11 protein-coding genes and 1 pseudogene are annotated in these 14,568 nt (G+C 40.0%); 3 read left to right on the top strand and 9 right to left on the bottom strand.

Annotated features, from left to right (window positions below):
• Positions 1-543, top strand: a 543-nt coding sequence (locus N8M09_RS08390; RefSeq protein WP_369009850.1) for a transposase, incomplete at its 5' end; no start/stop codon positions are given.
• 275 nt (positions 544-818) lie between these two features.
• Here N8M09_RS08390 and nth read toward each other — a convergent pair.
• Both nth and N8M09_RS08380 read right to left on the bottom strand, forming a co-directional pair.
• On the bottom strand, positions 819-1,448 hold the full coding sequence (gene nth, locus N8M09_RS08385; protein ID WP_138335931.1) for an endonuclease III: 630 nt from the start codon (positions 1,446-1,448) through the stop codon (positions 819-821).
• Entirely contained in the window at positions 1,448-1,990 is a 543-nt protein-coding gene (locus N8M09_RS08380) for a YceD family protein (protein WP_261046232.1), read from the bottom strand. Before N8M09_RS08380 ends, nth begins: the two co-directional genes overlap by 1 nt.
• Positions 1,991-2,397: 407 nt before the next feature.
• Between N8M09_RS08380 and N8M09_RS08375 the strand changes: the two genes are divergently transcribed.
• Both N8M09_RS08375 and N8M09_RS08370 read left to right on the top strand, forming a co-directional pair.
• Entirely contained in the window at positions 2,398-2,589 is a 192-nt protein-coding gene (locus N8M09_RS08375; protein WP_000692795.1) for a hypothetical protein, read from the top strand.
• Positions 2,590-2,643: 54 nt separating this feature from the next.
• A complete protein-coding gene (locus N8M09_RS08370; protein ID WP_261064853.1) occupies positions 2,644-4,197 on the top strand; it encodes an ATP-binding cassette domain-containing protein in 1,554 nt (517 codons plus the stop codon).
• A 281-nt stretch (positions 4,198-4,478) separates the two neighbouring features.
• On the opposite strand, the gene N8M09_RS08365 is transcribed toward N8M09_RS08370, so the two are convergent.
• The 7 genes and pseudogenes from N8M09_RS08365 to N8M09_RS08335 form a co-directional block, all read right to left on the bottom strand.
• On the bottom strand, positions 4,479-8,024 hold the full coding sequence (locus N8M09_RS08365; protein ID WP_261064852.1) for a pneumococcal-type histidine triad protein: 3,546 nt from the start codon (positions 8,022-8,024) through the stop codon (positions 4,479-4,481).
• 257 nt (positions 8,025-8,281) lie between these two features.
• The gene (gene ciaH / locus N8M09_RS08360; RefSeq protein ID WP_261064851.1) at positions 8,282-9,616 is read right to left on the bottom strand and encodes a two-component system sensor histidine kinase CiaH; all 1,335 of its coding nucleotides are present in this window, start codon (positions 9,614-9,616) and stop codon (positions 8,282-8,284) included.
• Positions 9,606-10,280 carry a two-component system response regulator CiaR gene (gene ciaR / locus N8M09_RS08355; protein WP_000590627.1) on the bottom strand — a complete coding sequence of 225 codons (675 nt, stop codon included), beginning with the start codon at positions 10,278-10,280 and terminating at the stop codon, positions 9,606-9,608. The genes ciaH and ciaR overlap by 11 nt, the downstream gene beginning before the upstream one ends.
• 213 nt (positions 10,281-10,493) lie before the next feature.
• Positions 10,494-13,040 (bottom strand): M1 family metallopeptidase, encoded by a 2,547-nt coding sequence (locus N8M09_RS08350; protein ID WP_261064850.1) that lies wholly within the window; start codon positions 13,038-13,040, stop codon positions 10,494-10,496.
• Positions 13,041-13,162: 122 nt separating this feature from the next.
• Positions 13,163-13,603, bottom strand: a complete 441-nt coding sequence (locus N8M09_RS08345) for an ASCH domain-containing protein (RefSeq protein ID WP_261064849.1) — start codon at positions 13,601-13,603, stop codon at positions 13,163-13,165.
• Complete coding sequence (locus N8M09_RS08340; protein ID WP_261064848.1) at positions 13,563-14,447, bottom strand: putative PEP-binding protein; 885 nt, start codon at positions 14,445-14,447, stop codon at positions 13,563-13,565. The genes N8M09_RS08345 and N8M09_RS08340 overlap by 41 nt, the downstream gene beginning before the upstream one ends.
• Positions 14,448-14,484: 37 nt before the next feature.
• A pseudogene (locus N8M09_RS08335) lies at positions 14,485-14,553 on the bottom strand (NUDIX hydrolase); the annotation flags it as partial.
• Between the last annotated feature and the right edge of the window lie 15 nt (positions 14,554-14,568).

Below are 14,568 nucleotides of genomic sequence, written 5' to 3'. Positions count from 1 at the left end.
ACCGTTATGGGGAGGATGGGAGGTAAAGTCCTACTCACCTTCAATCTATCTTTCTGTAACTTTATCTTCGCTAGACTGCTGGATAATAAAACTGCCCTTGAGGTTACCAAACACCTCTATGACATCAAGAACACTCTTCACCAAGCTGACAAAGATTTCTTCCAACTCTTTCCTGTCATTCTGACCGATAATGGTGGGGAGTTTGCCAGGGTCGATGATATCGAAATGGATGTGCGAGGAGAGAGTAAGCTGTTCTTTTGTGACCCTAATCGCTCTGACCAGAAAGGCAGAATTGAGAAAAATCACACGCTGATTCGCGACATTCTACCTAAAGGAACTTCTTTTGACAATTTAACTCAAGAGGACATCAATCTCGTTTGTTCGCATGTCAACAGCGTCAAACGTGCTGCTTTGAATGGAAAGTCAGCCTATGAGCTCTTTGCATTTACCTATGGAGAAGAGATTCCTAAGCTTCTCGGCATTTCTAAAATACCTGCAGAAGACGTCTGTCAGTCGTCTAAATTACTCCAACATAAGTTCTAAAAACTAACCTTTAACCGCATTCAAACGTCTCACAATAACTTCCACCATAGCGGAACTTAATCTGAAACGCTTTCAGATGAGGGGATTTTGTGCGCTCTTTTTTTCGATTCATTTTGGCTATAAAAGCGATGAAATCAAGCATTAGTAAAACCAGTGGAACTTACCCTGACACGGAATTCCACTGGTTTTTACGATTTTTATCAGACTAACTTCCACTTGGATTAGCGGTGGAAGTTAGTTTGGGAATTTACCCTTATAAATTGCTTATAAATTGCTTATAAATTGCTAAAGTCATATAACTGTGGGTACTGGTCACACTCTGGATTTTTAGGATGACAAATAGCTCTTCCAAAATAAATCATGGCCTGATGGGCTGCTAACCACTGCTCAGGTGGTAAGATATCCATGACCCGCTTTTCCACCTCAAGTGGTGTCGCTGATTTTTTGACGATATCATGGTGTTTGCAAATACGCTCCACATGAGTGTCTACTGCAAAGGCTGGAATCCCAAATCCTACACTCATGACAACATTGGCCGTCTTGCGACCAACACCTGCCAAACTCTCTAATTCCTGACGTGTTTGAGGGACTTGACCATCGAAATCATCTAGTAACTGTTGGGCACATTTTTTTAGGAATTTAGCCTTATTTCGATACAGTCCCAGGCGAGAAATGTGTGAGGCAATTTCACTTTCTGTTGCAACAGACATGGCTTGTGGCGTTGGAAAGGCAGCAAAGAGACCTGGTGTGGCCTTATTTACCGCTGCATCCGTTGTCTGAGCTGACAACATGACCGCAACCAAGAGTTCAAAATGATTGGTGAAATCAAGACTAGGCTTGGCATCTGGAAAAAGAGCAATGATTTCTTCTAGCACCTTTCGTGCACGTTTTTTTGACAAGACCATTATTCGTCTCCGTCAAATAGTCCTTGTAAGCCAGCAAAAGGACTGTTTTCTTCTTTCTTAACTGCCTGTTGAGCTTGGTATTCTTCCTCAGTCATGATTTGCCAGTCATTTCCTGAAACAAATCCTTGACCAGCTTCTTCTTCAGCCGTCAAGACCTTGATAGGAATGTTCAGAAGGATATTATCTGACACGCTCTCAGCAAGGTCAAGTTCTCCATTTTCGATAGGAAGGACCAAATCATCGTCTAAAACTTCCTGATCTAGTTGGTTAGATGCACCTTCCATGAAAACTTCCGTTACTGGATAAGATTCAACTAACTCAACTGGTTCCATACTGCGACTTGAAGCAAGAACAATGGTATAAGATAGTTGATAATCTAAGAAATACATACGGTCTTCGTACTGTACTTTCCCAACTGCAAGGATATCTTTTACATCTAAAATTTCTTGATTGCGTGCACGCAGGTCTGCGGCTAGGTCTAACGTTTGTTCAAAATGCAAGCCTTCAGACTGCTTACGAATTTCTTGAATATTTAATTTCATACTTCCTCCATAAAGATTTACTCTCTTGATTATACCATGAAAAGCCTACAAATCAGCCCACCAAACTTTGTAATTAAAATTCGATTTTTTAATATATTTATCACTATATTTTTTGGTGCTATACTATAGGCAAGAATACATGATAGCAAGGAGGATGCCCCTATGGAAGACAAAGAACTCATTACAAATGCTTACCACTCGTATTTTAGAGGTATTTTAGAGATTGGAATTTCCAGTTTTCTGTTGACAAAATTTCCTTAAAGGTATAGGATAAAGATACTAATACTCGGAGGTAAGGGAGACATGAACAACTAAATCTATCAAATAAAGAACCTTTATTTAGTAGATCTTGTTTTTGTCTCTTTTTGTGTGCTCTTTTATGCTCTTTTTCTGGCATTTTATACTCAATGAAAATCAAAGATCAAACTAGGAAGCTAGCCGCAGGCTGCTCAAAGCACTGCTTTGAGGTTGTAGATAAGACTGACGAAGTCAGCTCAAAACACTGTTTTGAGGTTGTGGATAGAACTGACGAAGTCAGTAATCATATCTACGGTAAGGCGACGCTGACGTGGTTTGAAGAGATTTTCGAAGAGTATTAATAGAGTTTTTTGACATAAACTTTGGCTCTACTAGGTAAAGTAGAGCTTTTTGTTATGCACTATGGACAACATTCTAGAAAGGGCAATCATATGATAAAAATCAATCACCTGACCATCACACAAAACAAAGATTTACGAGACCTTGTCTCTGACCTAAGCATGACCATCCAGGATGGGGAAAAGGTAGCTATTATTGGAGAGGAAGGAAATGGCAAATCAACCTTACTACGAGCTTTAATGGGGGAAGCATTACCTGATTTTACTATCAGGGGCGACATCCAGTCTGACTATCATTCTCTGGCCTACATTCCTCAAAAACTTCCCGAGGAGCTGAAAAAGAGAAGTCTACACGACTACTTCTTTTTAGATTCTATTGATTTAGACTACAGTATCCTCTATCGTTTAGCAGAGGAATTGCATTTTGATAGCAATCGTTTCGCAAGCGACCAAGAGATTGGTAGTCTATCAGGGGGTGAAGCTTTGAAAATTCAGCTCATCCATGAGTTAGCCAACCCCTTTGATATTCTATTTTTAGATGAACCTTCAAATGACCTAGACCTTGAGACGGTTGATTGGCTAAAATGTCAGATTCGAAAGATTCGGCAAACTGTTATTTTCATCTCCCATGATGAAGACTTTCTTTCTGAAACGGCAGACACTATTGTTCACTTGCGACTGGTCAAGCACCGTAAAGAAGCAGAAACGCTAGTAGAGCATTTAGACTATGATCGCTATAGTGAGCAGAGAAAGGCTAATTTTGCCAGACAAAGCCAGCAAGCTGCTAACGACCAAAGAGCCTACGATAAAACCATGGAAAAACATCGGCGAGTCAAGCAGAATGTAGAAACTGCGCTTCGAGCTACCAAAGACAGTACTGCAGGTCGCCTATTGGCTAAAAAGATGAAAACTGTTCTCTCTCAAGAAAAACGCTTTGAAAAGACAGCTCAGTCCATGACCCAAAAACCACTTGAAGAGGAAGAAATTAGACTTTTTTTCTCAGATATACAGCCATTATCAGCATCTAAAGTCTTAATCCAACTGGAAAAAGAAAATTTGTCCATTGACGACCGTGTTTTGGCTCAGGAACTACAACTAACTGTCCGTGGACAAGAAAAAATCGGTATCATTGGCCCAAATGGTATTGGGAAATCAACTCTATTAGCTAAATTAAAGCAACTTCTTAATGATAAAAGAGAGATTTCGCTTGGTTTTATGCCACAAGATTACCACAAAAAACTGAAATTGGATTTATCACCAATAGCCTACCTCAGCAAAACTGGAGAAAAAGAGGAACTGCAGAAAATCCAATCTCACTTAGCCAGTCTCAATTTCAGTTATCCAGAAATGCAGCATCAAATTCGCTCCTTATCTGGCGGGCAACAGGGAAAACTCCTGCTTTTGGATTTAGTGCTGCGCAAACCAAACTTTCTCCTGTTGGATGAACCTACACGAAACTTTTCTCCAACTTCTCAACCCCAAATTAGAAAACTCTTTGCTACATATCCAGGCGGACTCATCACTGTTTCGCATGACCGTCTTTTCTTAAAAGAGGTCTGTTCAAGCATCTATCGCTTGACAGAACATGGTTTGGAGGTAGTTAATTTATAAGATTCATACTCATGAGGATAATTCTTTGCTTTGGAGCGCTATTTAAACATTATAATCAGTGAATAAATCTTATATCCACATTCAAGTCAATAATTTCTTTCAAGATTATTTGTAATCAACTCTAAATAGACGGATAAAAACTACTTCTAACTATCAAAAAACGAGCACCTCCTCAGTTGGAAATGCTCGTTTTCTTATCTTGCCATGGTTTATAATTACAATGAGAAATAGGAAACAGCCTTGAATGGGAAAATCTCCTAGATCTACGACCACAAACATTTTTATTCTACTGGTTTTTCTTGATTTCCAGTACTTGTTGGAGATTCTGTTGTTTCCTTTTCTGAAACTGATTCAGCAGATTTAGAACCTGTTGCGTTGCTCGGTTTGTTTTCGTCGCTAGCAGTTTCACTGTTAGATTCTGTAGCTACATTTGGTTGGTTCTCAGCACTGCTGTTATCACCATTTGCCTCGGTATTTGTTGCTGGACTTGCTTCTTCACTCGCACTTGATTTTGACTTGATTTCTTGATTCAAGACCAGAATAGCTTTTGTCAATTCAAGTAAAGCAGACTTATCTTTACTCTTAGCAGAAAGTTGATCTAGTAGAGCATCCACCTTATCAAAGTCCTCATCAGAACCCTTATTGTTTTCTAAGTAAGCGTGAAGTGACATGAGGATATTGTAAAGTTTTTGATAGAGTACAAGTGTCTGAGGATCTTGCTCAGCATTTTCCTTCTCTTGTTGAAGAGCGCTAGCGATACGAGTCAAGACATCTTTCACCTGACTATTTACTTCATCCAAGTCTGCATCAGCCTTGTTTGTAGCAGCTTTGAGATTTTCTACTTCTTCTCCCAAGGATTGTCTGATTCCTTCTTCTTGGATTTGCTCTAAGAGTTGAGTTGCCTTGCTCAAGAGATTTTCTACTTGTTCCTTGCTGACATGATTCACATGCTCTTCAGGCATAAAGTCTCCATACAATTCTTTCAAGAAGCCATAAATAGCTGTCTTGGCACTTTGATTATCAACTTTTTCAGTATCTAGAACTGTCTGACTTGATTTCGCAGTAGTTGGCTGAGCTTTCAAAGCTTCTTCCACTTCTTGTTTTGCCTGATAGATACTTGGGAATAATTTGTTCAATTCTGCCGCCTTAAGGAAGGATTGAGATTGATACAAGGTCCAAGTCAACTGAGCCACTTTGTTTCGAAGTTCATCATTCAAACGACCGTCATTTACGTGTTCGTAGAAATACTTGATGTATTCTACAGTTGTAACACCTGTTCGATCATTAAAGTCTTGCAAGGCTTGAAGTTGTGATTCAACCGCTGCTAAACCAGCCTCATCTTTAGCCAACTTAGCTTCCTGGAGTCGAACGAGAAGGTCTTTCTTAGGAAGTCCATAAGAGTCTGTATCCAGTGTATTGATTTTATCAATCAAAGCTTGATATTTCTTATCTAAAGCACTTGTTTCAGCAGGCTTGACACTCTCATCAATATGGATATATTGCTTATCAAAGAGATCCAGTGTCGCAAGATAACCTGCTGTAGAGTTAGTTGCCAGTTTCTTCATGTTCTCAGTAAACTGACCTAAGGCTAACTCAATCTGTCTTTGTTCGATAGGCTTGTCTTTGTAGATGCTTCTGCTATCAGCTAGAAGTTGATCTACTTTTTCCAAGACAACCTTTTCATCAAAAGCTCCAGGTTGATAATTGGATTGTAGGGCTGGAATCTTGTTTTTCAAAGCTACTTCATAGCCCTTCGTTTGAACCTTGATGTAGTGATTGTGATCGCCATGAGGAATCACAAAACTACCATTTTCTACCTGTAAACTATAAGGAGACACACCATCTCGCAAAGCAGTGGTATAGAGTTCATTTAGGAAATCAAGTTCTGGATTTCCAGTCTGGAGTGGAAGTCGAACGTGTTCCTTACGAACAGCATAGGGATGGATATGAGTTGGATCGTAGGCTTGGTCTGGATTTCCAAAAACAAAGAATCCGTTTGAAATTCTAATCGCTTCAAGTGGAACACCGTAGGTCTTCGAAATATAAGCAATCTTTTCTTCATCGCTAGCATCTCTTGAGAAAGACTCTACCGTTTTAGCAAGAGGTTTTACAGGCTCTGCATCATGATGTGTTTTCAGATGATCCTGTGCGACCTTAATTTGCTCAGCTGTCAAATCTTTCTTATAGAAGTAATGATTATGGTCGCCGTGACTCATGACAAAGCCTTGATCATCCTCACTAATGACACGATCGGCATCAAAACCGTGATCATGGTCTTCACCATGATGGTGTCCATGATGATCTTCATCGTGATCGTCATCATGAGCTGGATTTGGTTTTGCTGTATTTGCCCCTTTCAAGTGGTCTTGCGCTGCCTTGATTTGATCAGCTGTCAAATCCTTCTTGAAGAAGTAATGATTGTGGTCGCCGTGACTCATGATAAATCCTGCTTCATCTTCAGCAATAATACGATTAGCATCAAAGCCGTGCCCACCTTCTTCATGTTTCTCATATGAAGTTCCTGGATTGACTGGAAGAGATGGCGAAGGTGTTGCTAGACCATTGTTTGGAAGAGTCGGTTGACCAATTTGATTCGTCTTAGGAATGTAATGGAAATGATCACCATGTCTTACAATATAAGCTGTAGCAGTTTCTTCAACAATATCTTTTGGATTAAAGATATAGCCATCAGATGTTGCAGAGATTGCCTTATTTGTAGTCAATGATTCATGATTCAAAGTAGACGAATTAGTTGGAAGACTTCCTAGACTAGACGCTACTTCATGAGGTTTTTCATTTGTAGAGACCGTAGAATCAGTTCCACCGATAGGCACCATTCTAGCAATCTTTTCTTCTAAAGGAGAGAGCTTGCTATAAGGAATAAAGTGATAATGATCGCCATGCGGAATCGCAACTCCATTTGGTGTACGACTGATAATCTTAGCAGGGTCAAAGACCAAACCATCTGATTCACTGTAACGTTGGTCGCTAGGTGAATTGTAGAGTTCTTTCAATAGACTTTGGAGATTTTCAGCTTTATTTGCTGGCTTGCTAGTTGAGCCTTGTGCTACAGATTGCGTGTTATTGTCACTAGCTGTTGAAGAATAGCTTAGCTGACTCGGTTGCGTATTTTTGCCAGCTAAATGAGCTTTTGCTGCTGCTAACTCACTAGCAGACAAATCACTTTTTGGAATGTAGTGATAGTGTCCTCCATGAGGAACGATATAAGCATCACCCGTATCTTCGATAATATCAGCTGGATTAAAGACATAACCATCATCTGTCGTATAGCGTCCCTGAGACCTTGCTACAGCAACATCAGAGCTGACCTTCTCATTATCTTTGACGTGTTCTTGTTTTTGACGATTGATTTCATCCTTAGTTCGAACATTATCAGCATGAGCTACATCTTTCAGGTAGACATAATATTTTCCATTGACCTTGATAATGTAGCCACCCTTGACCTCATTGACAATATCTCCATCTTTAAGTTGGTAGTTTGGATCCTTCATCAGAAGTTCTTCACTAAAGAGGGCATCATAAGGAACTTTCCCATTATAGTAATGATAGTGGTCGCCGTGTGACGTCACATAGCCCTGATCTGTAATTTTGATGACAATTTGCTCAGCCTGAATTCCTTCTTTCTGGCTAACCTGATCTGGTGTCAAGTTTTCACTTTTCTGACTTGATTGGCTACCATCCACATAAGAAACACGATTATTGTCTTTATTTTCCTGCGATCGATGCTGGTTCAATGCATAAGCACAAAGACTCAAGGATACGATAACAGCTGATCCAGCTGCTATATACTTTTTACTGAATTTCATAAATCCCTCATTTCAATAAATGATGAAGCTTTTTCTTAACTTCCTTTACTTGATTAAATAGTTTTCTAAATTGGTTATTTAACCAATTAATTAACCAGTAAATAGTTTACATTTTTTAAGTTTATCTGTCAAGATTTTTATGTTATTTTAATCATAATCACCCCTAAAACGGGTGGTTTGCCTGTCTCACACCTGACTTAGCGAAACGGACTGAAAGTCACGTAATCCAAAATATCGCCCCGTCTGGAGCGATATTTTTATTTTTTCTTTTTCGATGGTGTGTGGATAGCAATCTTCACTTCAAAGATTGTTCCCTTGGGTTTATTATCTTTAACAGTAATGGTTCCTTTAAGCGCATCTACAATTTGCTTGGCCAGAGATAATCCTAAACCAAAACCACCTTTTTGGCGGGTTCTAGCCTTGTCTACTCGATAAAAACGGTCAAAAATTTTCTTTTTATCTTCTGTCGAAATACCGACTCCATTATCAGAAACCAGTAAATACAGATTGCGATCGGTCGCCGAGATAAGAAAATCAATTTCACCATCCTCTTCAGTATACTTGACAGCATTATCAAATAGGATAGTCATCAACTGCTTCAAGAGAAGCTGATCTGTGACAATCGTGCGATGGATCCGATTTTCAAAACGGAAGACACGATCATTTTCCGAAGCAATCATCTCATAGTTTGTGAAAGTCGTATTAAAAAAGCTAGTTGGAACTTCTGCAAGTTCTGGCTTAATGCCATCATCTCTACGAGCTAAGTTCAACAAGTTTGTTGTCAAAAAACGCATATTTCGGACTTCTTCCAAACTAGAGGCAATGCTTTCGCTTACATCCATAATGGTTGCTTCTGGCTTACGAAAAAGGGTCTCTAAGCGATTTTGCAAAACTGCGAGTGGAGTTCGTAACTCATGACTAGCATTTTCCACAAAGGACTGTTGCTTCTGCATGCTCTCAAGCAGGGGACGAACACTGACCCTAGCTAGATAGAGACTGGCAATCAAAGACAACATCCAGAAACTAGCCATCACAATCACAATCAATTTCTCGTGCTTTTGACTAGCCTGCTCCAACTGACTGGTATTAATCAAGATAGCTGCATACTTGATATTGGTTGAAACCGAACTAATATTGGTTTCCATCAAAATCATGCGATAGATTTCTTCTTGTCCATAGCTATTAAAAACCTGAATCTGATAGATATGGCCTAGTTCTTTCTTCTCTAACTTAATCTTATCTAATCCCAAAAATCGATTTCCAGAAAGGAGCTGGGTAAAATTCTTATCAAAAAGAATGACTTCTGTGTTGGAACTGACATTGGGTTTTACTTCAGTCTTACTAGTATCTGTAGCGGCATTCTCTAAATCTTTAATCTCTTCTGTCGCCCTATTTACCGCCAGCTGAATAACTGCCTGAGGATTTTCACTCAGTCCATGAAGCTTATCATCCACCGAAGTATAGAGACTCGAATGCATGACCTGCAAAATAATCAAGGTCATGGTGGAGAAAATCAGAGTAAAGACACCAAAGTTGCGGATAAAATAACTAAAGTCATCCGCATACCATGTTTTTTTTAGTTTACTGAACATCTTTTAAAATATACCCAACACTGCGCAAGGTTTGCAAATTCTCTGCAAAAGTGGTTCCTTTTAATTTCTTACGGACTTTTGAAACATAGACTTCGACAACTGAAATCGTTGTGTCACTATCAAATCCCCATAGACGATCAAAAATCTGAGTCTTAGGCAAAATAACATTTTGATTTTGAAGGAAATAAACTAGTAAATCGAACTCTTTCCCCAGCAATTCGACAGGAGTATCTTCAACCTTAACGGTATTTGTTGATAAATTGATGAGAATATCTCCATAAGATAGCGTATTTTCATTAAACTTACCTGAACGTTTGAGAAGGGCTTGAATCCGCATTTTGAGTTCTTCTAAGTAGAAAGGTTTGGTCAGATAGTCATCCGCTCCCAGTTCAAATCCATGTCCCTTGTCATCCAAACTTTCCTTGGCAGTCATAATCAGAACTGGTGTCGTAATTCCCTTTTCACGCAATTCTTTCAAGACTTGGAAGCCATTTTTTTCAGGTAACATCAAATCGAGCAAAATCAAATCATAGACTCCACTCTCAGCTTCGTAGAGACCTTCTTCCCCATCAAATACCTGCATGACATCCGCAAAATCGTCTAAAAAGTCAAATACTGAATTTGACAGGCCTAGGTCATCCTCAACCAATAAGATTTTTATCATGAGAAACTCCTCCTTATTAAAACCATTATACCAAATTTGCCTTAAAAAAACTCAACTCTCTGCATTTTATACTCAATGAAAATCAAAGAGCAAACTAGGAAGCTAGCCGCAGGCTGTACTTGAGTACGGTAAGGCGACGCTGACGTGGTTTGAATTTGATTTTCGAAGAGTTTTACATGAGATAGCTGAGTTTTCTTTTTATTTTAGGCTTATTTATGCGTTTCCGTATTGAAGAACGACTACTTCCACTGCAGCTTTTTCACGGTTAATCAAGTCAACACGCGCTGCAATTTCCTTGATTCCCATACCGATGTTACGGCTAAGAGCAAGGTCAGAAAGTTGTGGCTCAAAAAATTCCTTGTACTCTGCCAAACGTTGCTGAGTCTTAAATACATGCGCAGGAAGGATAACAAAGCTATCAAAGCTCATATCTCCTCCAAGAGCTGCCTTAATCCAAGCCCAGTTTTCACGCGCCCAAGACCAAGCTGTTTCCTGAGTTGCTTGGTGAGCTAGGAATTGGTAATACCAAGCAGACAAGTCCTGCGGTTTCACCACAAATTTGTCCTTCCAAGCAGCAATCAAGGTTTGGATATTGTCCGCATCTTTACTATAGGCAAGAGCGGCTGCCAACTGACGTTTAAAGACAGCATCTGTTGCGTGCGTATAAGTATCAAGATAAAGTGCTAACAAGTCTTTGGTCTCGTGATGTTTCATCTCATTGATCAGGACTTGTGAGCGAATAGCTGCTGGAAGTCCTGCAAGATGATCCTTGTGAGCTTCGAAGATTTGGCTAGCGACTTGGCTAGCTGCTGCATCATTTGAGCGAATCATCATAGAAACAGCCAGCTGACGAACCAATTCATCCTCATCTGATTCTCCGTCTTTAGCTTCAAAACCAAGACGGTCATAATTGTGACGAGCCAATTTAGCAACCAAGGCTTTGAAGGCTCTTTCAGCTTCTGTACCTTCATCGATAAAACGCTCAAGAGCAGAAATCACTTGAGAAACAGCTGAAACGACAAGGTAAGATTCTTCTTTAGCAAGTTTATCAAGGACAGGGAGCAAATCAGCATAGGAAATGTGCCCTGCTTCAGCAAGCAAACGACGTTCTTGGACGATTTGAAGTTTACTTGTGTTATCAAGTTCTACTAGGTCTGCAAGCACAGCATCAAGTAATTGACCTTGATAGTCTGTAATGTAGTGGGCTGTATTTTCAGTGTTGAGACGAAGTGCTCCTTCATTTTCAGCAAGAAGTGCTGCATAGCCAGGGATTTCGATACTTTCAGTTTCAAGTGTATCAGGTAAACCTTTCCAGTTGCTATTGAGTGGCACTACCCAAAGTCGGTTCTTATCTTCGTGTTCACCGATAAAGAATTGTTTTTGCGAAATCTTCAATACATCATTTTCAACTGTGACAGTAAGGACTGGATAACCAGGTTGCTCCAACCAAGAATCCATGAAGGCTGCTACATCACGACCAGATGCTTGTCCGAGAGCATTCCAAAGGTTACGACCAATGGTATTTCCGTATTGGTGTTTTTCAAAGTAAGCGTGCAAACCTTTGGCAAAATCAGCATCCCCTAACCAACGACGAAGCATGTGCATGAGGCGACTTCCTTTGGCATAGACGATAGCTCCATCAAAGAGCGTATTGATTTCATCTGGGTGTTTGACTTCAACGTGAACAGATTGAACGCCATCCGTCGCATCGCGTTCAAGAGCGAGAGGTACTCCACCTGTTTGGAAATCTTCAAAGATATTCCAACTTGACTCGATGGCATCCACACAGACGTATTCCATCATGTTCGCGAAGCTTTCATTGAGCCAGAGGTCATCCCACCACTTCATAGTCACAAGGTTACCAAACCATTGGTGAGCAAGTTCGTGAGCAATGACAAGAGCTACCTGTTGACGGCTGGCAAAGGTAGAGTTCTCATCCACAACCAAGTAGACTTCACGATAAGTTACCAGACCCCAGTTTTCCATAGCACCTGCTGAGAAGTCAGGAAGGGCGATGTGGAGAGATTGAGGAATTGGGTACTTAACTCCGTAGTAATCTTCGTAAAACTCGATAGAGCGAACGGCGATATCAAGTGAGAAATCAAGGTTAGATAGTGGATGGGCTTTGGTTGAGTAGACACCTACGAGGGTACCGTTTTTAGTTTTAGCCGTTACCCCTTGCAAATCACCCGCAACAAAGGCCAACAAGTAAGAAGACATGCGAGGTGTTGTCTCAAACTTCCAGATACCTGTTTCCTTACGGTTTTCAACATCGATTTCTGGCATGTTAGACAAGGCCAATTCATCTTCTGCTTGGTCAAAACGTAGAGAGAGGTCAAAAGTTGCTTTGGCTTCTGGCTCATCCACACATGGGAAGGCTTCGCGCGCAAAATGGCTCTCAAATTGAGTAGACAAGACTTCCTTCTTAACTCCATCAACAGTATAGTAAGAAGGGTAAATCCCTGTCATGTTGTCTGTAATTTTTCCTGAGAAAGCGATAACCACTTCAACTTGACCTGCTTCTGCAAGTTCAAAATGAAGGGCTTCATTATCATGGTCAACTGTAAATGGACGAGCTTGACCTGCAACTTCTATAGAAGCGATTTCCAAGCCTTTTTGGTGGAGGGAAATACGGTCACTCTGTGCTTGACCAGTGATGGTCACCTTCCCTGAAAACGTCTTGGTCTCACGACTCAAGTCTAAAAATAAATCATAATGTTCAGGAACAAATTGCTTAATAAAATGTTCAACTGCTTGCATAGTTTTCTCCTATTCTAAGTTTAAGAGCTGCTGCTCTTCTTCAAACAAACTTATTATATCATGTTTTGCTTGAGAAAAAAGGATTGGACAGCGATTTCTAAAACTTTCTTCCGTCTAACAGTCTACAGGGGGTAGACCTTGCGAAATTCTTCTAAAACAACCTTGCTGTCAGGTGTAAAAGTCTGTCCTGCCTCCCTCAGCCACTCGGCGAAACAATCCTCATGAACCTGACGCCAATAGGCTAGGGATTTGTCACCTTCCCCTTCATTAAAGGCATGTTGCGCAGAAACTTGATTAAAGGGCTGAACGGAAACCCTTGTAATTTCGACAATGCAGACAGCCTGATTTTGACTGTCTAAAATGATGTCAAAGGTGCCTTCTTGCGGAAGAAGTTCGCCTTCTAGTGCGTAAAGGTCGTAGGCTGAAGCTGTTGCAGTCTTTTCGCCTTTTAAAACCAAATCTGCTAAAAGGTCTGGTTCCACTCCAAAAGCCCAAGCATCGATTTCATCTCCGATAGAGGGGTTAATTTTCTTGTATGCATTCCACATTTCTTGCGGTGTCATGGGCGCTCCTTTGTGATTTTTTACTTTCTTCTTTTATGTGTTTAAGATGATCTGCATGGTCAATTTCTAAATCAAAAATCTCTAGAATAGAACTGTAGTGAATAATGCACTTGATACCCAACTGATTCATTTTTTGTATGAAAGAAACATTCAGATATCCTGCTACAGCAAAATCAATCTTTTTCATCCTTGCTTTATCCTGCATCTGTCTCAGCATATCTAACATTATTGGACTTTCCATATCATGCCATTGACTGTTTCTTACAGTGGCAAAAACAAAAGAAGTCAAATCATTCATTCCGACTACAATCTTTGAAATGCCTGTTTCCATTATTCTGTCCAAGTCAAAATACGCTGACGGTAATTCAATCATAGTGCCGACTTTCCCAGTAAAACCATGCTGGCGCAATACTCTAATAGCTTGTTTTAACTGTTCAGCATCATTGACAAAAGGAAAGATAAGAGATAGATTGGGATTGATTTGATAAACTTCTGTAACGACATGTGCTTCAGTCTGAAATTCATCCGGACACGCCAGCAAACGCCTAGTTCCTCTATAGCCAAACAAGGGATGATTTTCGTCAAAATACTCTTTAGTCCCCTCTAAACAATTGGCTTCTGTATTTGTTAACTCTGAAAAACGATACCAAACCTCTTCATCTGAGTACAAGAAGCAAATAGTGTCTAGATAATCTTTTACAAATGCCTGACAACTTGGTAACAGGATGTTTTGATTGAACTCTCTCAACAAATATTCCCCACGAATCATGCCAATGTGGTGAAATAGTTGGGGGTAAACTTTTGCAATAATTTTTTCGCCACTAAGAGCTAGTTGGTTTCTCATCATTCACCTTCCAATTCATGTAAGAGGTCTTGTCCAATTATGGAAATCCTAATAATTCTGCTTTGACTTTCAGGACTAGTGGCGATGCATTCTCTTCTGTGATTTTTGATTTCCATCCAAT

This window comes from Streptococcus mitis (genome assembly GCF_946190375.1).
Taxonomy (GTDB): domain Bacteria; phylum Bacillota; class Bacilli; order Lactobacillales; family Streptococcaceae; genus Streptococcus; species Streptococcus mitis_CJ.
Note: the sequence above shows the minus strand (reverse complement) of the source record. Positions and strands in the feature narration are given on the sequence as shown.

Bases quoted from the DNA above. Each gene is read 5' to 3' on its own strand.
- nth (WP_138335931.1), bottom strand. From the start codon at position 1,448: ATGGTCTTGTCAAAAAAACGTGCACGAAAGGTGCTAGAAGAAATCATT.
- N8M09_RS08380 (WP_261046232.1), bottom strand. From the start codon at position 1,990: ATGAAATTAAATATTCAAGAAATTCGTAAGCAGTCTGAAGGCTTGCAT.
- N8M09_RS08375 (WP_000692795.1), top strand. From the start codon at position 2,398: ATGAAAATCAAAGATCAAACTAGGAAGCTAGCCGCAGGCTGCTCAAAG.
- N8M09_RS08370 (WP_261064853.1), top strand. From the start codon at position 2,644: ATGCACTATGGACAACATTCTAGAAAGGGCAATCATATGATAAAAATC.
- N8M09_RS08365 (WP_261064852.1), bottom strand. From the start codon at position 8,024: ATGAAATTCAGTAAAAAGTATATAGCAGCTGGATCAGCTGTTATCGTA.
- ciaH (WP_261064851.1), bottom strand. From the start codon at position 9,616: ATGTTCAGTAAACTAAAAAAAACATGGTATGCGGATGACTTTAGTTAT.
- ciaR (WP_000590627.1), bottom strand. From the start codon at position 10,280: ATGATAAAAATCTTATTGGTTGAGGATGACCTAGGCCTGTCAAATTCA.
- N8M09_RS08350 (WP_261064850.1), bottom strand. From the start codon at position 13,040: ATGCAAGCAGTTGAACATTTTATTAAGCAATTTGTTCCTGAACATTAT.
- N8M09_RS08345 (WP_261064849.1), bottom strand. From the start codon at position 13,603: ATGACACCGCAAGAAATGTGGAATGCATACAAGAAAATTAACCCCTCT.
- N8M09_RS08340 (WP_261064848.1), bottom strand. From the start codon at position 14,447: ATGAGAAACCAACTAGCTCTTAGTGGCGAAAAAATTATTGCAAAAGTT.